This is a genomic window from Streptomyces sp. NPDC047869 (assembly GCF_040704065.1).
In the GTDB taxonomy this organism is placed as follows: domain Bacteria; phylum Actinomycetota; class Actinomycetes; order Streptomycetales; family Streptomycetaceae; genus Streptomyces.
The window spans coordinates 1-20,054 of record NZ_JBEYRK010000030.1 but is presented as its reverse complement, the minus strand read 5'-3'; the positions used below and the strand labels follow the sequence as shown (position 1 = coordinate 20,054).

Genomic DNA, 20,054 nt, shown 5'->3' with positions numbered 1-20,054 from the left:
CACTTCTCCTTGCCTGTAAGGGGTCTAGTATCTCTCAGTCGGGAAGCCAAGTCGTTCCGCATTCTTGTAAAACCTTGTGTCGTTCGTAATGATCGACAGTCCTTCCTGGGTTGCAGAGTGTAGGACCATGGCGTCGTGATCATGGATCATTGGATTGAACGACTTTCCTTTCCACATGGCCTTGAGTCTTGCTTGGATGTCTGCCACGCCTTGCGGTGTGGCTTCAGGGCCCATACGGCCACTACGTTCCGACAGCCATTTGCTGATTGCCTCTGGGCTATGTCCGCCCTCAATTAGCTCGCGGTGCGCCTGAGGTGACAGAACGGGTGATCTGCCGGCCAGAGCAGCATCAACTTCGGCGCTTTTGATGCCTTTGAGGGCGTCAGTCACGGGGTTCGTATCAACGGCGACGTAGTCAGGTGCGAGACCAAGGGAGTCAGTCCAGCGATGTGGGTTGACGATATACGTGATCGGGTTGGGTGACGCATCCAGGCCGAGAGGGTCAGGAGTTAGGTATCTGGCGTTCTCAGGTTCATAGTGGCGGAAGTAGTTGTAGTGGAGGCCGGTTTCCGGGTCGTAGTACTGGCCTGGAAAGCGTAGAGGGGTGTATGCCGTGCTGTTGGCTGCCCATGCCGTTGTGCCCCATAGGGTGCTGCGGGTGCGCCAGGCGATGTTGCCGGTTTCGTCGATGAGTTCGTTGGGGGTGCCGACCAAGTCGGTGACTATGGCGAAGAAGCGGGAGTCGATCTCGTCCTGGGTGTCGGCCGCTGTGATGCGTTCCGTTTGGGCCAGGGGGCGCAGGCCCTGGTGGTCCCAGGTGAGGGTGACCGGGTTGGGGTGGTCATCGGACGTGGTGGTTTGCTCGCACAGTGTTGTGCCGTCCCAGGTGAAGTCCACCCGTTCCAGCACCGTCTCGCCGTCGGCCGCCAGGCGGAGTTTCGCTGTGCGGCGGCCCAGGGGGTCGTAGGTGTAGTGCCAGCGGGTGCCGTCCGGGGTGGTCACCGCCGTGAGGCGGTCCTCGGAATCCCATTCGTAGCGCCAGGTGTCCGGTTTGCGGGACAGGCGGGTCTTCTGGCGGAGCGTGATGCGGCCCAGCGCGTCGTGTTCGTAGCGGACGTTGCCCGCCCTGGTGATGCGGGTGCCCACATAGGCTCGGGCACCTGTCGCCTCGCCGCCGGGGTGGTTCGTCGGCCACTCGGCCTGGGTCTGGTTGCCTGCCTCGTCGTAGGCGTACCGCTCCGCCCAGCCAGCCGCGTGCACTGCCGTCACCCGGCCTGCCGCGTCCAGGTCGAAGCGCCGGGAGCCGGACAGGTGGTCGTCGATGCCGATCAGGTTGCCGTCGGCTTGGTAGCTGTACGTCCGGTGCTGCACCGGCCGGTCCCCGACACCGGTCACCGACTGGGTCATCAGGCGGCCCAGGGGGTCGAAGGTGTGGTCAAGGGCGATCGTGCCACCGATTCGGCGGGACAGCTCACGGCCTGCCTCGTCGTAGGTGAAGTCGATGGCGTGGCCCGATGCTGCCACCATGCCGGTGCGGCGGCCCGCGGCGTCGTAGGACCAGGTCGTCGTGGCACCGGTCGGGGTCGTACGGCCCGCGCGGCGGCCGAGGGCGTCGTAGGTGTACGTCAGGGTGCGGCCGTCGACCGTCTCGGAGCGCAGGCGGCCGTAGCGGTCGCGCAGCAGCGTGAGTGTCGTGCCGTCCGGGCCTGTTGCCTGGGCGAGTTGGTCGGTGAAGTCGTAGGCGTAGGTCGTGACCTGGCCGTCCGCATCCTTGCGGAGTACCTGGCCCAGTTCGTTGCGCTCGAAGGCCAGCGTCTCACCGAGAGCGTTTCTCCGTGCGGTGAGGCGGCCGGCTGGGTCGTACTCGTACGTGAGGGTGCGGTCGTCGAAGTCCGTTTCCGTGACCAGGCGGCCCGCCGCGTCGTACTCGTACGTCCAGGTCAGGCCCTGCGGGTTCGTGACCTTCGTCAAGCGCAGCTCCGCGTCGTGGTCGAACTCGTAACGCACCCCGTCCGGGCCGGTGCGCGCCGTCAGCAGGTCGAAGTGGGTGTACTCGAAGCGGGAGACGCCCCCCAACGGGTCGGTGTGGCTCGTGCAGTTGCCCTCACCGTCGTACGTCCACGTCTCGGTGGTGCCGTCGGGGGCCGTGCGGCGGGTCAGGTGGCCTTCCACCGACCACTGCAGCCGGGTCACGGCTCCGGTCGGGTCCGTGACGGCGACGGGGCGGCCCAGCACGTCGCGTTCGTAGCGAGTGATCGCGCCCAGGGGATCCGTGATCTCCAGTGGGAGGCCGGCGCGGTCGCAGACGACCCGTGTCGTGTTGCCGAGAGGGTCGGTCACAGAGGTCAGATGGCCGGCCTCGGTGTATGTGAAGTGGGTCGTCCGGCCTGCCGGGTCCGTCACCGACGTGCGGTTGCCGCGTTCGTCATACGACTGGCGGACCACTGTGCCGTCCGGATTGATCACCTTCACCGGCAGGCCGAGCCCGTCGTACTCCGCCGTCGCCTCGCGTCCGTCCGGGCGGACGACCGACGTGAGGTTGCCGTCCTCGTCGTAGCGGAACGACGTCGTGTGGCCCAGGGGGTCAGTCTGAGAGAGCAGGCGGTGGTAGCGGTCGCGGTGGAAGCGGGTGGTCGCACCGAGGGCGTCAGTCTGCGCGACCACCTGCCAGGCGTCGTTCACGAGATAGCGGCGAGTGTGGCCTTCGCCGGTCGTCGCGGTCGTGGTCCGCAGGCCGGTTTCCGGGTCCGGGTCCCCGTACGACAGGGTCAGACTCATGTGACCCGCCGAGCCGCCCTCGGCGACGCAGCGGTCCCGGTCGTCGTACTCGTATGTGTAGCTGCGGTCGTTCGTGTCCGTCCACGAGGTGATCCGGCCCGCCTCGTCATAGGTGAAGCGGAGCGGCAGACCGGAGGAGTTGACGAGCTCCGTCAGATTGCCGTCCGTGTAGCCGTAGCGCTTCAGTTCCTCGCCGGTCGAGGCGAGGTGGAGGGCCGTGACGCGACCGGACTCCGTCGTGATGCGCACGCCCTGGCCGCCGCTGGAGACCACGGCCAGCGGAGTGCCCTCCGCGTCGTACTCGAACGTGATCCAGTTGCCGTTGCGGTCGTCTATCTGTTCCAGCACCGCCAGGTTCTCGCCCCGGTCGGCGAAGTGCCAGGTGCGGCGGGTCTGCGGGTCCGTGACCGTGTATCCGCCGTCCACTCGGTCCAGCGGCCGGCGGGGGCCCTGGCTGGGGAGTGTGGGGAGACCGGGTACGGGGTGCGGGTACGCCAGGAGCAGGCCGTCCTCGGTGACGAAGACGACTCCCTCCGCGTCGATCTCCAAGCGCTGATCCAGTGTGGAGGACCAGGACGGGCCGAACCAGCGGCCCAGTTGGTAGCCGGACTCCACTCGCCGTGTCAGGACCAGGGGCAGCACCCCGGGCAGGGTGACATCCCTCTGCGGCAGGTACATCTTGCCGGTGGCGAGGTTGATCGGATCGGTGTCGTCGCTGTGCGTGCTGTTTTTGTCGTGGGAGGGCGCCGGCGGGTCCTCGTCCACGGTCTCCCGCGCGCTCTTCCCGGCCGCGCCCTCGGCCCCCACCCCGTCGCGCTCGGCGACCTTCAGCGAGTCCCGCATCGCGAGTCTCTCCGCGGTGGCGGCCCGTACCCCGTTCACCTCCAGCCCCACTCCGTCGGTCAGGAGTACCTGGGGCGCGAAGCGGCCGCCGAACTCGGCGGGGTCCTTGGCGAAGTCCTGCAGCGTCTGCTTGAGCGTCCGCTCGGGGTGCGTCGCGCTGGACACCAGGCCGGCCAGGGTCATGGCCTGGTGCTGCAGTGCCTCGGCGGGGTGGGCCAGGTTGTACGGGTCGAGGGGATTGGCGCCGCGGACCATGCTGTAGAGGCCTGCCGTGCCCTTGACCATGCCTCCGCCGACATGGAGCATCTCGGTGTTGAAGGCGCCGTAACCGTCGACCGCGTCCACCTTCAGCTGGGCCAGCGGGGGCGGTTCGGCCGGGGCGTGGGCCATGGCCGACTCGACGGCCTTCGCGGCGGCGTCGGCGGTCTCGTTGCGCTGCTTGCGGGCGTCGTGGAGAAGCTCCTCGGCCTCCTTGACGAGCACCGCGCCAGGGTCGTCGAAGTCGCCGGGGTCCGGGCCGGGCTCCTTGTCGCCTGACTTCACGGCGTCCTTGTAGGCGGTGACGCGCTTGTCGTACGCGTCCTTCGCCGTCGCCGAGGCCTCCTTGCCCTTCTTGTACAGGTCGATCGCGTCACGGGCCTTCTGCTGTGCCCAGACGACCGTCTCGGCGTAGGTCTCCAGTGCCGTAGCCGCCTTGGCGCAGGCGTCCGCCGCGTGCAGCCAGTCCACCGGGTGCATCTCGAACTTCTTGCGGAACGCGTCGGCCGCCTCGCCCTGCCACTGCGAGGAGTCCAGCTTGCGCATGCCTTGGCCGACCCGGTCGAAGGCGGTGTGGAAGTCCTTCAGGTGCTTGGCGGTGGACCGGATGTCCCCCGCGTCACCGTGGATCAGGTCGGTCGGTTCGTCGCTCTCGCCGAGCTGCTGCTCGCCCGGGGTGGCGCCCAGGGCGGAGGCGGCCCGGTCGCCGTAGTGGTGGACCTTGTCCGCCCAGCCATGGGCACCGACCTTGTCGAGGGCGTCGGCGGTGACGTCGCTGCCCTTGTCGATGCCCTCGCCGACCTTCTTCTTGCCCGCGTCGTAGACGTTCTTTCCGTATGTCAGACCGCTGTTGATGCCGTCGCCGATGTCGCCGAGGATGCCCATCAGCCTTCACCATCCTGCCCGGCCGCCTTCGCGCGTTCCTCCGGGGACGGGCCCCACATGTCGTCCAGCACGCGGTTGTAGTCGTCGCTGGTCCCGGTCGCCTGGTTGACGCGGTCCATCGTGACGCCCGGCGGCAGGCCAAGTGATCCGGTCATGGCGTCCCGCCCGGCGTCCTTGAAGCTCTGCTTGGACGTCTGCCAGGCCTCGTCGAACGACTTCCCGCTGTAGTCGGGGTCGGTGACGGCGTCGACGCTGCTCCGGCGCAGTTCGTCCCAGCTCATCTTGGTGACGTCGTCCTCGGACGCGTACGGGTTGCCCACGCCCGCGTTGTAGGCGACCTTCATGGCGCCGCTGATGTACTCGTCCGTCTCGTGCAGGGTGCCCGCCGACAGACCCACGTCCTGGGCGAACTTGTTGCCCTCCGCCACCAAGCCTCGGACGCCCCACTCCCAGCGCTCGCAGAACGACTTGAACTTGGCGGTCAGATCCTCGTGGCCCAACTGGATGCCGGAGAGTTCCAGGTTCGAGAAGCCCCGGCCCACACCGGCCAGGCTGCCGATGCCCAGCTCCTTGAGTTCGGCCAGGGTGAGCGTGATGCCCTTCGCTATCTCGTCCAGCCCCGCGGCCTTGATGTCCTTGCCGCCCTTGCCCCCGCTCACCGCGGTGCCTCCTCATCGGTCGCCCTGACGGCCAGGTCCACGGCCACCGCGTCAGGCACGATCCCCACAACCGGCGGGAACAGCACGCCCTCGTCCCCGTCGGCCGCGTCCAGAGCCACCCCGCACGGCACACCGACGGCTGGGACCCCGGCGTCCAGCAGCCTGGCGCCCAGCACCCGCCGGTAAGCCCACTCCCGATCTCCCTCACCCCTCGCGATCGCGAACCGGGCCAGTGCCGGCTCGTTCGAGAAGGCCAGGATCCAGCGGACGCCTCCCTGGTCGGCGGTCAGCGGGTTCTCGTCCGCGTCCAGGGGGACCAGGACCGCCGTGCGACGGAACTCACCCAGCAGAGCGGCGAACTCCCGGCGCCTGCGCCGCAAGTCGACGGCTTCCCGGGCAGGTACGGCACGTTCGTTGCGCGAGACGTCGTCAGGCGCCTCCGCACCCGTCATCTCCGCGTACTCAGAAAGCGACGACCTGCGTATGTCCCCCGCCCGGCCGCCGTCACCCCCGTGATCAGCCATGCCCGGGATCATCACACCAGCCCATTGCCGAACGCAACGCGGCATCCGTCACGGTGAAGAGGCTTTGGCCGAATGTGCCCGGCGGCGGGGATGCGGACATACGGACGCCCGGGCCCCCGGCCCGGGCATCCGCACTCAACCGGAGTTCATGTCACGGCATAGCGTGCACATGCGCCCCCACCGCGTTCGACCACGCGTTGCCGGACGAGGCGTCCCAGTTCGTCGACCAGGTCATCGCGCCGCGCAGGTCGGGGTAGGTCTTCGAGGGCTTGAAGGTGCCGCAGCCGGTGCCCTTGCTCAGGCAGTCCAGCGCGTTGTTCACCACCGTCGGGGACACGTAGCCGCTGCCCGCGCCGCTCGTCGACGCGGGCAGGCCCAGGCCGACCTGGGACGGGGAGAGGCCGCCCTGGAGCTGGATGCAGGCGAGGGCCGTCAGGAAGTCCACCGAGCCCTGGCTGTAGACCTTGCCGTCGCAGCCCAGCATCGAACCGCTGTTGTAGTACTGCATGTTGACGACCGTGAGGATGTCCTTGATGTTCAGGGCCGTCTGGAAGTAGGAGTTGGACGTCGACTGCATGTCGATCGTCTGGGGTGCCATCGTGATGATCAGCGACGAGCCCGCCTTCGAGGAGAGGGAGCGCAGTGCCTGCGTCATGTACGTGGCGTTGAGGCCGTTCTCCAGGTCGATGTCGACGCCGTCGAAGCCGTACGTCTGCATCAGGGAGTGGACGGAGTTCGCGAAGTTCGCCGCCGAGGCAGAGTCGCTGATCGACACCGTGCCGTTCTGGCCGCCGATGGAGATGATGACCTTCTTGCCGGCCGCCTGCTTGGCCTTGATGTCGGCCTTGAACTGGTCGACGGTGTAGCCGCCGAGGCCGGCCGAGTCCAGGCTGAAGGAGACCGCGCCCGGCGTGGTGGTGGCGTCGGCGAAGGCGACCGCGATGATGTCGTAGGCCGACGGGACGTCGGAGATCTTCTGGACCTTCGCCCCGTTGTTGAAGTTCTGCCAGTAGCCGGTCACGGCGTGCTTGGGCAGCGAACCGCCGCCCCCGCCCCCGCCGCCGGTGGCCGCCGTCGTCGCCGTCACCGTGCCCGACTTCGCGGACTCGCCGGCCGAGTTGGTCGCCGTCACCTGGAAGGAGTACGAGGTCGACGCGGTGAGGCCGCTGATCGTCGCCGAGGTGCCCGTCACCGCCGTCACCTTGGTGCCGTTGCGGTAGACGTTGTAGCCGGTGGCGCCGGACACGGCCGACCAGGACAGCGAGACGGAGGAGGACGTCGTGCCGGAGGCCGTCAGTCCGGTGGGCGCGGCCGGAACGGTGGGCGCAGGGTCGCCGCCACCGCCGCCGTCGGGGCCGTAGACGGAGATGTCGTCGGCGTAGTACGCGGCCTGCCCGTACCAGCCGTGCGTGTACACCGTGACGGACGTCGTCGACGCGCCCGTGGTGAACGTCGTGGAGAGCTGCTTCCAGGACGCGGTGTCGGGGGTCCAGGTCGAGACGTCCGTCGTGCCCGTGCCGGTGACGCCCAGGTAGGTGTAGCCGCCCTGGACCCATCCGCTCAGCGAGTAGGTCGAGTTGGGCTTCACCGCCACCGACTGGGTGCACTGGGCGTTGTCCTGGCCGGCCGGGGTGGCCTTCAGGGCCGAGGAGCCGGAGTGGACGGGGGAGGAGACCGTCGTGCCGCTCGCGGCCGTACAGGTCCAGTTGCCCAGACCCGACTCGAAGCCGGCGTTGCGGGCGTTGTTGACGTCCGCGGCCGAGGCGGGGGTCGCGGCCAGGCCCGCGACCGCGAGGGCGAGGGCGGTGGCGGCGGACCAGGTGCCGACGCGAGTCCGGCGTCTGCGTCCGGTCCGGTCCGACGGCATGGCTGATGCACGGTCCACAGGGGCCTCCGGTGGGGGAGTCGGTGGGGAGGGTGGGGCGGGGACGGCGGCCACCGTTGGCGTACAAGTTGGTCTAGGCCAATCCGGCTGTCAAGAGGTCCAGACCAAAACCGTCTCCGGTCGAGCGCTCAACCTGTCCGGTTTTGGCGCCACTTGTGCCCGATGAGTTCCACACGAGCTACACAAACGCTGTTCTCCGGTCATTGGGGCGTGGATACAGTGCTCAGGTAGTCACGCAATGAAGTCGTCCCGGCGCGCTGGAGTAACACCGGCGAGCCGTGGGGCGTGAAGGAGCGGGGAGCTGCGCGTGCCAACTGCCATTGCCGTGACCAGTGCCGACATGGCACTGCCGGCGCAGGACGAACGGACCATGCCGGCCGTCGTGCTGCGCGACCTCGACCGGCGCCCGCTGGAGCACACCCTCACCGAACTGCACGCGCTGACCGAGCAGCACGGGTACCTGGTCGTCGTGTGCTCGCAGGCCACCCCGGAACCCGTCGTACGACGGCTGCACACCCTTCGCTCGCTGCTGGAGAGCGACCGCGTCGCCGTCTTCCGGCCCGAGCTGCCGCCGCTCGGCATCGCCGTGCTCGCCCGGCAGCTCAGACAGCTCGCCTCCTGCGACCTCAGCCCCGGAGTGCTCGCCTCGGCCGGCCGGCTGCTCACCCACTACATCCACGCCGGTGCCGTCCTCGGCTCGGTCGCCCGGCTGGACCGGGTGCCGGTCGGGCTCAAGGCGCACGCCAAGTCCTGGGTGCCGGGGAGCCAGTTCGCCGTCGTCGCCCATCCCGAGCCGCAGCTCGTCCGGGTCGCCCCCGGCGCCAGGCTCAAGGGTCCCGAGTTCGGCACCTGGATGCTCGTCGCCAAGGGGCAGTTGCAGAGCGACTGGCTCGCGGGACTCGCCAAGGAGTGGACCGCGCACGCGCTGCGCGAGACCCCGCTGCCCGCCGAGTCGCCGCGCTGGTGGGGTACGGGCCGGGTGATCGAGTTCTGCAGCTACCTCGCCGACCTCTCCGTCCTCTACCAACTGGTGACCTCGGTGCGGCAGTCCACCTGCCACTGGTGCGGCCTCGACGTCCTCGGAGACCGCTGCGTGTTCTGCTCCGCCACCCCGCCCGTCCACGAGCCGCCCGCGCCGCGCGCCCTGGAACAGCGAACGCCCGCCTGACCAGCACGAACACCAGATCACATCCCGCTCGACCGATTCCCCCCAATGAGGTTGCACGGTTCATGAACTCCCGTCAGCGCCGCGGCGTGATACTCCTGATCCTGTCGGTCCTGTGCGCTCTCGGCGCGTTCGCCGGCGTGCTCTCCGTCGTCCACGACGTGAACTCCAAGGTCGGGCCCGAGGTCACCGCCTACCGGGTCAAGTCCGACGTGAAGCCGTACACCGCGCTGAACACCGGCCAGTTCGAGAAGACCGAGATGCCCAAGCGGTGGCTGTCCGGCAACGCCGTCACCGATCTGCGGCAGCTCCGGGGCAAGATCGCCGTGACCACCCTGCGGGCCGGCTCCCTGCTCCAGACCGACATGATCGTCGACCGGCCCGCCCTCCAGCCGGGCCAGCAGGAGGTCGCCATCATGATCGACGCGGCGACCGGGGTCGCGGGCAAGATCACCCCCGGCTCGCGCGTCAACGTCTATGCCACCTTCGAGGGAAAGCAGGAGGGCGACCCCGACCAGTCGAAGATCATCGTGACCAACGCCCGGGTCCTCGACGTCGGCCGGATCACCGCCCTCGAACCCGACACCGGCAAGGACCGCCGGGAGCCCACCGAGGGCGTCCCGATCACCTTCGCGCTGTCCACCCTCGACGCCCAGCGGATCACCTACGCCGAGTCCTTCGCCCAGCGGGTCCGGCTCGCCCTGGTGGCGCCCGGCGGCCAGACCGGCGTCCCGGACAAGGACCGCACGTACGAACTCGCGACGGACAAGTGAGAGGCGGTCCGCATGCCCACCAGGATCCTCCCGGCCGGCGCCGACCCCGACGCCGTCCGCTCCCTCGTCACCCTGCTCAGCCAGCTTCCCGACGCCGAGCCGCAGCCGCCCGTCACCGACTCCACCCAGCTCGTCGACGCCCTCGCCCGGCTCGCCGCCGAGTCGGTCGACGAACTGCCCGAGGTCGTCGTCGTCCACGAACGCATCGGCCCGGTACCCGCGCTGGAGCTGATCCGCGAGGTCGCCCTGCGCTTCCCCGCCGTCGGCGTCATCCTCGTCACCACCGACGCGAGCCCCGGCCTGTTCGCCGCCGCCATGGACTCCGGCGCCCGCGGCCTGGTCCCGCTCCCGCTGTCGTACGAGGAACTCGCCAGCCGCGTCCAGGCCGTCGCCCAGTGGTCGACGGGCGTACGCCGCCATCTCGGGCACGGCGCCGAGACGTTCGGCGGCGCCGGCGGCACCGTCGTCACCGTCAGCGGCGCCAAAGGAGGCGTCGGCGCCACTCTGGCCGCCATCCAGCTCGCGCTCGCCGCCCAGGCCTCCGGCCGGCCCACCGCCCTGGTCGACCTCGACCTGCAGACCGGCGACATCGCCTCCTACCTGGACGTCCAGTTCCGCCGCTCGGTCGTGGACCTGGCCGCCATCAACGACATCTCCCCGCGCGTCCTCGCCGACGCCGTCTTCCGCCACGACACCGGACTCGCCCTGCTCCTCGCCCCCGCCGAGGGCGAACGCGGCGAGGAGGTCACCGACCGCGCCGCCCGCCAGATCATCGGCGCCCTGCGCTCCCGCTACGAGGTCGTCGTCGTGGACTGCGGCGCCCAGCTAGGCGGGGCGAGCGCGGCGGCGGTGGAGACGGCCGACACCGCGCTGCTGGTGGCCACGCCCGACGTGGTCGCCGTCCGCGCGGCCAAGCGGACCGTGCGCATGTGGGACCGGCTGCAGATCCGCAAGGCCGAGGAGACCACGGTCGTCGTCAACCGGCACACGCGGAGCACGGAGATCCAGCCCCCGCTGGTGCAGCGCATCACCGGCACGGCGGTGGCACGCACGGCCGTACCCGCCAACTTCAAGGAGTTGCAGGCCGTCGTGGACGCGGGACGGGTCCACGAACTCGACGGCAGAAGCACCGTCAAGCAGGCCCTGTGGGCGCTCGCCGGGGAACTGGGCCTGGCGAAGTCGCCCGAGGGCACCTCCCACCGGGGCGCCGGCCGGCCGCGCGGTGACCGGGGGCCGGTGAGCTTCCGGCGGCGGAAGGAGTGAGGGTCCGATGAGACGCCTGCGCGGTGACGACCGGGGCCAGGTCGCCGTCGAGTTCCTGGGGATGACCCCGCTGATCGTGCTCACGCTGGTGCTGATGTGGCAGTGCGTGCTCGTGGGGTACGCCTACACGCTCGCGGGGAATGCTGCCGACGAGGGTGTGCGGGCGGGGACGGCGGCACACCGGGGGGAGCGTTTCGGCGCGTGCGAACAGGCGGCGCTGAAGCACCTGTCGGGGGCCTGGCGGGAGGGGGCCGAGGTGACGCGGTGTGGCGGGGAGGGCTACGTGACCGCCGACGTGTCGCTGAAGGTCCCCGTCCTCTTCCCCGGCTCCATCGACTTCCCCGTCACCGTGCACGGCCACGCCGGAGCCGTCGAGGAGGTGAAGGACTGACATGCCACGCAGGGGACGCGACCGCGGCCAGGTGGCCGTCGAGTACCTCGGGTTCATCCCGGTCCTGCTGATCGTCGGCCTTGCCGGCTTCCAGATCGGGGCCGTCGCCTACGCCGCCGAGCAGGCCGGCACGGCCGCCCGGGCCGGGGCGCGGGCCGAGTCGCTGGGGCAGTCCGCCCAGCAGGCGTGCGCGCAGGCCGTCAGCGGCGGGCTGACCGTGACGTGCGGCGCGAGCGGGGGAGGCGCCGACTCGGTCACCGTCACGGCCTCCGTCTCCATCCCCTCGATCGTCCCGGGCTGGCACTTCGACCCCGCCGAGAAGTCCGCCACCATGCCCCGCGACCACTGACCGAGGAGAGGCGAACCCATGAGCCTGCGGGCACGCATCAACTCCCCCGAGGAGCAGGGCACCCGGGGTGAGGACGCGCATCTGGTCGCCTCCTACCGGGCCAAGCTGCTGGAGGAGATCGACCTCGCCGAGATGAGCTCGCTGGCCGCCGCCGAGCGCAGGGCGCGCCTCGAGCGGGTGCTCGGGCACATCATCAGCCGCGAGGGCCCGGTGCTCTCCACCGCCGAACGCTCCCAGCTCATCCGGCGGGTGGTGGACGAGGCACTGGGCCTCGGCATCCTGGAGCCCCTGCTGGAGGACGCCTCCATCACCGAGATCATGGTGAACGGCCCAGACGCGATCTTCGTCGAACGCGGCGGCCGCGTGGAGCAGTTGCCGCTGCGCTTCGCCTCCGCGGACCAGCTCATGCAGACCATTGAGCGGATCGTCTCGACGGTCAACCGCCGGGTGGACGAGTCCAACCCGATGGTGGACGCCCGGCTGCCCTCCGGTGAGCGGGTCAACGTCATCATCCCGCCGCTGTCCCTGACCGGCCCCACCCTCACCATCCGCCGCTTCCCGCGCTCCTTCACCCTCCAGGAGCTGATCGGTTTCGGCTCGCTCGACGAGCCCATGGTGTACCTGCTGGCCGGGCTGGTGCAGGCGAAGTTCAACATCATCGTCTCCGGGGCCACCGGCACCGGCAAGACCACCCTGCTCAACGCCCTGTCCGGGCTCATCCCGGCACACGAGCGCATCATCACCATCGAGGACTCCGCCGAACTCCAGCTCCAGCAGACCCACGTGGTCCGGCTGGAGTCACGCCCGCCGAACGTCGAGGGCAAGGGCCAGGTCACCATCCGGGACCTGGTGCGCAACTCCCTGCGCATGCGGCCCGATCGGATCGTGGTCGGCGAGGTCCGCGGCGGCGAGTCCCTCGACATGCTCCAGGCCATGTCCACCGGCCACGACGGCTCCCTCGCCACCGTGCACGCCAACAGCGCCGAGGACGCCCTCACCCGGCTGCAGACCCTCGCCTCCATGTCCGACGTCGAGGTGCCGTTCGTGGCGCTGCACGACCAGATCAACAGCGCCGTCGACGTCATCGTCCAGCTCACCCGGTTCGCCGACGGCGCCCGCCGCATCACCGAGATCGCCCTGCTCGACAGCCACGGCGGCGATCCGTACCGGCTCGCCACCGCCGCCCGCTTCCACGCCCGGCCCATGACCGCCGACGGCCAGGTGTACGGCGCCTTCGAGTACCACCCGCTGCCCCGCCGCGCCGCCGACCGCCTCCACATGGCGGGCCAGCCCGTCCCGCAGGCCTTCGGCGTCGCCCACTTCGCGGAACAGCTCGCCACCCGAGAAGCCAGGTAGGACCCCCCATGGAACTCCATACGCTCGTACAGCTCACCATCGGTGTCGCCCTGCTGACCTGCGTCCTGGCCGTCGTCGGCATCCACACCTACGCCGCGGGCCGCGCCCAGCGCGCCGCCCTCATCGACCGGCTCGCGCACACCGGAGCCGACTCCGTCAGCGGCCGCCGGCGCCGCTTCCGCACCCTGGACCGCCGGCTGCGCCGCACCGCGCTCGGCAGGAAACTGGAGCTGCGGCTGGCCGCGACCGGCCTGGACGTCACCCCGGGCGAGTTCTTCGCCTGCATGCTCGCCGCGGTCGCCGCGCTCTGGCTCATCGGACAGGCCACCCTGGCCCCCTTCTTCGGCCCGATCGCCGGACTGACCGGCGTCTGGGCGGCCGTCCAGTTCCTCAACTGGCAGCGGCAGAAACGCATCGAGCGCTTCATCAACCAGCTCCCCGAACTGGCCCGCATCCTGGCCAACGCCACCCAGGCCGGCCTCGCGCTGCGCACCGCGATCGGCATGGCGGCGGAGGAACTGGAGGCACCCGCCGGCGAGGAACTGGCCAAGGTCTCCGACCAGCTCGCCATCGGCCACTCCCTCGACGACGCGCTCGGCGAACTCGCCGACCGGCTCCCCTCCCGCGAACTCGTCGTGCTCGTCACGACGCTGGTGCTGTCCAACCGGGCGGGCGGACAGGTCGTCTCGGCCCTGCGCAACCTCACCGAGACCCTGGAGGAGCGCAAGGAGACCAGGCGCGAGATCCGCACCCAGCTCTCCCAGGTGACGATGACGTCGTACGCCGTCCCCGTCCTCGGCGTCGGCGCGCTGTTCCTGATGAACGGGGTCAAGGACGGCGCCCTCGACCGCATGACCGGCTCACCGGTCGGCCAGGCCTGCGTGATCATCGCGTTCGCCATGTACGCCGTCGGGTTCGTCCTCATCCGCCGGATGAGCCGGATCGACGTGTGAGGGGGCTGACCTGATGACATACCTGCTCGCCCTGCTGATGGGCCTCGGCGTCTGGGGCGTCTTCGCCGGCATCCGGATGTACCGCGCGGACGCCAAGCTCCCCGGCGACCTCGCGCTCGCTCTGGAGGTCGGCGCCACCCGCACCGGCGCGGTGGACTCCGTGATCGACCGCATGGGCATGCGCTACGCCCCGGCCGTGCTCCGACTGATGGGCCCGCGCCTGGTCGCCCGGTACCGCCGCAGGATCGACCTCGCGGGCAACCCCGGCGGCCTCACCATCGACCGCTACGCGGCCCGGCGCGCGGTGTACGGCGCGCTCGGCGGCGTCGGCTTCCTGGTCTTCCTGCTGCGCGGCCAGTGGTTCGTGGCCCTGCTCCTGCTGCTGTTCGGGGCGTTCTGGACGGAGGTCGGCATCTGGTCGGCGATCCGCGTCCGCAAGGACGTCATCGAGCGGACCCTGCCGGACTTCCTGGACGTGCTCGCGGTGGTGGTGAGCGCGGGGCTCGGTTTCCGCCAGGCGCTGGACCGGGTGGCCACCCGCTACGAGGGCCCGTGGGCGGACGAACTGCGCATCACCCTGCGCCAGATGGACCTCGGCATGAGCCGCCGCCAGGCCTTCGCGGAGCTGCGGCGCCGCAACGACTCCGAACAGGTGGCGATGTTCGTGACGGCACTGCAGCAGGGCGAGGAACTGGGCGCGCCGATCGTCGACACCCTCGTCTCCCTCGCCAAGGACATGCGCCGCACGGACGCCCAGAACGCCCGCCGCAAGGCCGCGCGCGCCGTCCCCAAGGCCACGCTGATGATCACCACGTTCATGGTCCCGGCGACGATGCTGCTGCTCGGCGCGGGCCTGCTGCTGGGCTCCGGCGTCGACTTCGGCTCCCTGACGGGCGAGTAGGCGGGGGCGGGGTGACGACCATGACGCCGGCGAGGGGGACCACGGGCCGCCGGCACTGGCGTGGCCGGGCGGGGGACGCGGGGGCGGCCCCCGGTACCGGACGGCCCGCGGCGGGCGGTGTTACCGGCCGTGACCCCGCTGATGGCGCCGGTGGCGACGCGAACCCGGTGCCGGGCCGGGCCCACCCTCCTGCGCCCGACCCGGAGAAGCTCCAGATCCGTGCCCTGCAGGCGATGTGCCGGCAGGTCTTCGGGTTCCGCCTCGCCATGATCGTGCTGGCGGCCCCGGCAGCGCTGCTCAACGCGTCCCCCGGCCTGGGCGTCCGCCTGGTCGGCGCGGCCGTCGTCATCACCTTCATGGTGTCCTACGTGCTGTTCCGCGACTGGGAACGCTTCGGCCCCCTCCTGCTGCGCCACCCCAGCCTGCTGGCCGCCGACACCCTCTTCGGCTCCCTCCCGCTGATCTCCGCGGGCCCTGACACCACCCTCGCCTACGTCAGCGTCTGCACCCCGCTGCTCGCCGGCCTGGTCTACGGCTGGCGGGGCGCGGCCTGCTTCGCCTCGCTCCAGTCCCTGATCCTGCTGCTGGTCCACGCCACCCTGGAGGCCGACCAGCGGGCGGGCGTCGCCGAGTCGCTGCTGCTGCCCGGCCTGTGCGTCGTCACCGGCGCGATGGGCTCGACCCTGCGCAACCTGATGCTCCGCTACGGCGCCGCGACGCAGGCGCTCACGGCGGTACAGGCCCGCCTGGCGGCGACGGAGGCGGTACACGCGGAACGGGCCCGGCTGGCCCGCGAGATGCACGACTCGGTGGCCAAGACCCTGTACGGCGTGGCCCTGGCGGCCGACGGTCTGGCGGCGACCGCCTCGGCCGACGCCCCGGACCCGGCCCGGGTCCGCCGCCAGGCCGACCTGGTGTCCCGCTCGGCCCGCAGGGCGGCGGCGGAGTCCCGGGAACTCCTGGAGGACCTGCGCCGCGAGGACTCCCCGGTGGCGGCGCCGCACACGGACCTCTGGCCGGAAGCGACCTCCCGTGCCGCCGACTTCAGCACCCGCACGGGCCTGCCGGTGACATGCCGCCGCACGGACGACCCCCGGGACCCGTTCCCGTCCCTCCCCCCACCCCTCACCCGCCACCTCCTCGCCATCACCACGGAGGCACTGGAGAACGCCCACCGCCACGCGTCCGCGACCCGAGTGGAGCTGACCGCGGGGGTGGAGGGCGACCTGCTCCGCCTGTCCGTCCACGACGACGGCACCGGCCTGCCTCCTGGTACGACGCTGGACAGCCTGCGCCGCTCCGGCCACTTCGGCCTGCTCGGCATGGTCGAACGCGCCGCCGCGGCGGGGGCCCGCATCCGCATCGGCCGGGGCGGCAACGCACGCGGCACGGAGGTCCGGGTGGAACTGCCCCTGCGGTCCGCACAGCCCGCACGACCCGGCACCCCGCCCGATGAACCCTGGCCCTGAACCCTTGAGTTCCTGAGCCCCTGACACCCCGACCCCTTGAGAAGTTGAGCCCGAGAGGAGGCACCCGATGCAGCACCTGAACCCCGGCCCGGACTTCCCGCCGGCCACCGTCACGGCCCCCCTCCGCCTCGTGGTGGCCGACGACAACCCGGTCATCCGCGCGGGCCTCACCGCCCTCCTCTCCGACCGCGAGGACACCACGGTGGTGGCGCAGGCGGCGGACGGCCGCGAGGCGTACGAGGCGGCACTGCTCCACCGCCCCGACGTCGTCCTCCTCGACGTCCGCATGCCCGGCGTCGACGGAATCTCGGCATTGCCCCACCTGGTACGCCTGGCCCCGGTCATGATGCTGACGTACAGCCACGAGACGGGGACCGTACGGGAGGCGCTGCGGCTGGGGGCGGGGGGTTACCTGGTGCACGGTGAGTTCACGACGGAGCAGCTGGTGAGGGCGGTGCGCGACGTACGGGAGGGACGGCCGCACGTGACGCCGGGAGCGGCGCGGGCGTTGGTGAACGGGCTGCGGGAGAGTGCACCTGCACATGCGGATCCCGAACCACCGCCTGTTCTGGGCCTGATTCCACCCCAAAACCTTTCGCAACTGCAATCGGATGTGGGACAGTCGTATCGGTCGCGGTTCCAACTGAGCGGCAGGGAGGCGGAGATCATGGACCTCATCGCGTCCGGCATGACGAATCAGCAGATCGCTGCCGCCTGCTTCATCAGCGAGAAGACCGTCAAGAACCACATCAACCGCATCTTCGCCAAGCTCCACAGCACGACCAGGTCCCAGGCGGCGGCCAAGTGGCTGGGGGTGGCGTGAGGTGGGGGCGCGGGAAAGCGATTGGGCCTTGGGTTGGGCCCAGGGGCCCTCTGAGGGGCGGGACGCCCCGCCGTACGTTGTCCGGATCGGGGGCGACCTTGGAGGGGAACGCCATGAGCGAATGGTTCAACACCACCGTCGTGCGCCTGTGGGCTCGCGCCGCACGCAACGACCGGGGTCAGACGGCGGTGGAGTACCTCGGCATCATCGCAGTGGTCGTGGCGATCGTTCTGGCGATCACAGGCACGAGCATCGGCCAGTCGATCTACGACGCGATCACGCAGAAGATCGCCGAAGTCACAGGCGGCTGATTCGCCTCCGTCCGCTCGACGACGCAGGGCAGGCCTTCCCCATCTACATCACGGTGGTGGCGGGTCTGCTCTTTCTTGCATTGGCCTACCTCGCCGTAGGGCAAGCCGCAGTGAATCGCGGCGGTGCCCAGACCGCGGCCGATGCGGCCGCCCTCGCTGCGGCTCAGGACAGGCGCGACCTGCTCGCGGCCAAGTGGGGGGAGGACGTTCTGGACCCGACCAAGTGGCAGGACATCTTCCATGGCGCGGTAGAACTGGGTCCCTCTTGTTGGCGCGCTGATCAACTCGCGGCGCAGAACGACGCCCGAGCGCATTGTGACTCACCGACGCCGCTCACCTTCACGGTCGATGCCAAAACGATCAAGACCGTGGGAAAGTCCGTCGTCCCGGGGACAGAGCGCTTCCGGTCGACGGCTTCTGCCAAAGCCGTTATCGAGCCACTTTGCACGTTTCAGCTCTCCAAGGACGAAGCGGGTGACTCGCTGCCGCGACTCGAGTGCAGAGACCGTGACTGGAACCTGAGCCCGGACGACCTGACCGACCTGCCTGGACCCGAGGATCTCTTCGACGTCCACCTCGCCGGCTGACAAGCGAACAACGCGTACAGAAGGAAGCAGAGCCATGAGCATTCGGTTCACTGGGAAGGCCAACAGGGGGGTGGTCGCGATGACCGTTGCGGCCGGTCTGGCCCTCGGTGCGGCCGGTTGCGGTGGTGGCGGAGGCGACGACCCCAAGAAGTCGGAGCACTCGACGTCAGCCGCCGCGTCAGGCGGCTCGAACGCGAGTGCACAGGAGGGCCAGTCGAACGAGTCGTTGGCCGAGTTGAAGGGGTCGGACGGGCTCTTCCTCCAGATCTCATCCGCACAACGCGATGCCGGTGGGTTCGTCACCGTGAACGGCGCCCTCAGGAACGACGGTGCCAAGAATCTCGTCATTCCCTCCGCTCTGAGTGGCAACGAAACCGAGATCATCAGAAACGGCAGGTCTCTCGGAGGGGCCACGCTTGTCGACCCGCAGGGAAAGAAGCGCTATTACGTGCTGCGGGACACGGATGGCCGCCCGCTGACCACGACCGGCTTCTCAACCCTCAAGCCGGGTGACGATCTCGCGGTGTTCATGCAGTTCCCCGCACCCCCGGAGGGCACCTCCGAGGTGGACTTCCAGCTGCCTACCTTCCCGGCCGCCACCATCAAAATCTCCGGGTGAGGCCAAAGTGACCACCACACCCCGCCTCACCCTCACCCTCACCACAGCCGTCCTCCTCGCGACAGCCAACCTCTCCGTGGCCCACGCCGACGACACCTCCCCCAGCGACCCCCCGGGCACGGAACCCTCCGCCACCGCCCCCGTGAAAGTCGACCCCACCGACCCGGACCTCAAGCTTCCCGAGGGGGCGACCCTCGCCGAGGCCAAGGTGCTGGACATCAAGTCGGTCGTCGAGGACCAGAGCGGGGACGAGCGGCGGGAGGACACCAACGCCGATGTCACCTTCGCCCTCCAGGCCGAAGTCCTCTTCGGCAAGGACAGCGCCAAGCTGAGCGGCGAGGCCAAGGCCCGTATCGCGACCATCGGCGATGAGATCAAGAAGCAGAACGCGACCCGGGTCCGCGTCTTCGGCTTCACCGACGACCTCGGTTCCTCCGCCCACGGCGACGTCCTGTCCAGGCAGCGCGCCAACGCCGTACAGGCGGTCCTGGACCAGGACCTGAACGACCCGAACGTCACCTTCGAGGTGCGCGGCTACGGCGAGCAGTACCCGATCGCCGACAACTCGACGGAGGCGGGCAGGAAGAAGAACCGCCGCGTGGAGGTCTCCTTCCCGCGCACGGAGAACTGAGGAGAACCCACCCGGGCCGCCGCGCGAGGCCCGGTGCCTACGCCGGCGCGGCCTCGATCCCGACCCGCGCCCCCGCCACCAGCCCCCACCCCGCCATCGCCCCCGCCTCCGCCTCCAGCACATGGCGGGACCGGAGCCGGGGCAGGCCCAGGCGGCCGGGGTGCATCGTGTGGACGGCCAGGACGGTGAGGTCGCGGTCCAGGTAGGCGACGTCGATGGGGAAGCGCATGCGGAAGGTGTGCACGCTGCTCGCGGGGGACAGCAGCATCGCCCCGGCGAGCGAGTCGCGGCCCAGCAGACCCCTCGTGCGTGCCCGGTAGGACGTCGCCATCTCCAGCGGGACGGAGACCTCCGCTCCGCTCCCGCCCAGCCGGATCAGCAGCAGCCCCCGCCCGTTCCGCCAACGCGCCATCCCGAGCCCACCTCCGCGGTGACCGTACCCGGGAGGAGGGAGGGAGAAGCGCTGTCGGGCGCGTCTGTAAAGGAGTTGTCCGGTGGGCCGCCGCCCACTAGGAAGGCCCCATGACTGGACTAGGCGCAATACCGGTGATTTAGGTTGTTTTCCGGCTGATCGAGGTGGCTCTGGTTGGCCCGACCAGTCGGACCGTCGAGGGGTGTGGCCGTGGTGGGC

At 70.2% G+C, this 20,054-nt stretch carries 19 protein-coding genes; 14 read left to right on the top strand and 5 right to left on the bottom strand.

Going from position 1 to position 20,054, the window contains the following annotated elements:
• Positions 1–24: 24 nt before the first annotated feature.
• From AB0924_RS29885 to AB0924_RS29870, 4 genes are all read right to left on the bottom strand, one after another.
• Positions 25–4,764: a putative T7SS-secreted protein gene (locus tag AB0924_RS29885; protein WP_366913026.1), complete on the bottom strand. Its 4,740-nt coding sequence runs from the start codon at positions 4,762–4,764 to the stop codon at positions 25–27.
• Positions 4,764–5,423 carry a hypothetical protein gene (locus tag AB0924_RS29880; RefSeq protein ID WP_366913025.1) on the bottom strand — a complete coding sequence of 220 codons (660 nt, stop codon included), beginning with the start codon at positions 5,421–5,423 and terminating at the stop codon, positions 4,764–4,766. Before AB0924_RS29880 ends, AB0924_RS29885 begins: the two co-directional genes overlap by 1 nt.
• Positions 5,420–5,947, bottom strand: coding sequence for a hypothetical protein (locus tag AB0924_RS29875; protein WP_366913024.1), 528 nt, complete (start codon positions 5,945–5,947; stop codon positions 5,420–5,422). Before AB0924_RS29875 ends, AB0924_RS29880 begins: the two co-directional genes overlap by 4 nt.
• 151 nt (positions 5,948–6,098) lie before the next feature.
• Positions 6,099–7,814: a glycoside hydrolase family 18 protein gene (locus tag AB0924_RS29870; protein WP_366913023.1), complete on the bottom strand. Its 1,716-nt coding sequence runs from the start codon at positions 7,812–7,814 to the stop codon at positions 6,099–6,101.
• 358 nt (positions 7,815–8,172) lie between these two features.
• On the opposite strand from AB0924_RS29870, the gene AB0924_RS29865 reads away from it, so the two are divergent.
• From AB0924_RS29865 to AB0924_RS29800, 14 genes are all read left to right on the top strand, one after another.
• On the top strand, positions 8,173–9,000 hold the full coding sequence (locus AB0924_RS29865; RefSeq protein ID WP_366913065.1) for a hypothetical protein: 828 nt from the start codon (positions 8,173–8,175) through the stop codon (positions 8,998–9,000).
• Between the two features lie 62 nt (positions 9,001–9,062).
• The gene (cpaB, locus tag AB0924_RS29860) at positions 9,063–9,770 is read left to right on the top strand and encodes a Flp pilus assembly protein CpaB (protein ID WP_366913022.1); all 708 of its coding nucleotides are present in this window, start codon (positions 9,063–9,065) and stop codon (positions 9,768–9,770) included.
• Positions 9,771–9,782: 12 nt separating this feature from the next.
• Positions 9,783–11,033: an AAA family ATPase gene (locus AB0924_RS29855; RefSeq protein WP_358927392.1), complete on the top strand. Its 1,251-nt coding sequence runs from the start codon at positions 9,783–9,785 to the stop codon at positions 11,031–11,033.
• A gap of 7 nt (positions 11,034–11,040) precedes the next feature.
• On the top strand, positions 11,041–11,424 hold the full coding sequence (locus AB0924_RS29850; protein ID WP_358927393.1) for a TadE family protein: 384 nt from the start codon (positions 11,041–11,043) through the stop codon (positions 11,422–11,424).
• 1 nt (position 11,425) lies between these two features.
• Positions 11,426–11,773, top strand: a complete 348-nt coding sequence (locus AB0924_RS29845) for a TadE/TadG family type IV pilus assembly protein (RefSeq protein ID WP_358927394.1) — start codon at positions 11,426–11,428, stop codon at positions 11,771–11,773.
• 18 nt (positions 11,774–11,791) lie between these two features.
• A complete protein-coding gene (locus AB0924_RS29840; protein WP_358927395.1) occupies positions 11,792–13,129 on the top strand; it encodes a CpaF family protein in 1,338 nt (445 codons plus the stop codon).
• A gap of 8 nt (positions 13,130–13,137) precedes the next feature.
• Positions 13,138–14,082, top strand: a complete 945-nt coding sequence (locus tag AB0924_RS29835; protein ID WP_366913021.1) for a type II secretion system F family protein — start codon at positions 13,138–13,140, stop codon at positions 14,080–14,082.
• Positions 14,083–14,095: 13 nt separating this feature from the next.
• Positions 14,096–14,983: a DUF5936 domain-containing protein gene (locus tag AB0924_RS29830; RefSeq protein WP_358927397.1), complete on the top strand. Its 888-nt coding sequence runs from the start codon at positions 14,096–14,098 to the stop codon at positions 14,981–14,983.
• A gap of 233 nt (positions 14,984–15,216) precedes the next feature.
• Positions 15,217–16,452: a histidine kinase gene (locus AB0924_RS29825; RefSeq protein WP_358927618.1), complete on the top strand. Its 1,236-nt coding sequence runs from the start codon at positions 15,217–15,219 to the stop codon at positions 16,450–16,452.
• 67 nt (positions 16,453–16,519) lie between these two features.
• The gene (locus tag AB0924_RS29820) at positions 16,520–17,275 is read left to right on the top strand and encodes a response regulator transcription factor (RefSeq protein ID WP_366913020.1); all 756 of its coding nucleotides are present in this window, start codon (positions 16,520–16,522) and stop codon (positions 17,273–17,275) included.
• Positions 17,276–17,388: 113 nt separating this feature from the next.
• Positions 17,389–17,586, top strand: coding sequence for a hypothetical protein (locus tag AB0924_RS29815; RefSeq protein ID WP_366913019.1), 198 nt, complete (start codon positions 17,389–17,391; stop codon positions 17,584–17,586).
• 56 nt (positions 17,587–17,642) lie between these two features.
• Positions 17,643–18,173: a pilus assembly protein TadG-related protein gene (locus AB0924_RS29810; protein WP_366913018.1), complete on the top strand. Its 531-nt coding sequence runs from the start codon at positions 17,643–17,645 to the stop codon at positions 18,171–18,173.
• A 34-nt stretch (positions 18,174–18,207) separates the two neighbouring features.
• Positions 18,208–18,792: a hypothetical protein gene (locus tag AB0924_RS29805; RefSeq protein ID WP_366913017.1), complete on the top strand. Its 585-nt coding sequence runs from the start codon at positions 18,208–18,210 to the stop codon at positions 18,790–18,792.
• Between the two features lie 7 nt (positions 18,793–18,799).
• A complete protein-coding gene (locus tag AB0924_RS29800) occupies positions 18,800–19,423 on the top strand; it encodes an OmpA family protein (RefSeq protein WP_366913016.1) in 624 nt (207 codons plus the stop codon).
• A 37-nt stretch (positions 19,424–19,460) separates the two neighbouring features.
• On the opposite strand, the gene AB0924_RS29795 is transcribed toward AB0924_RS29800, so the two are convergent.
• On the bottom strand, positions 19,461–19,835 hold the full coding sequence (locus AB0924_RS29795) for a DUF192 domain-containing protein (RefSeq protein ID WP_366913015.1): 375 nt from the start codon (positions 19,833–19,835) through the stop codon (positions 19,461–19,463).
• Positions 19,836–20,054 lie beyond the last annotated feature (219 nt).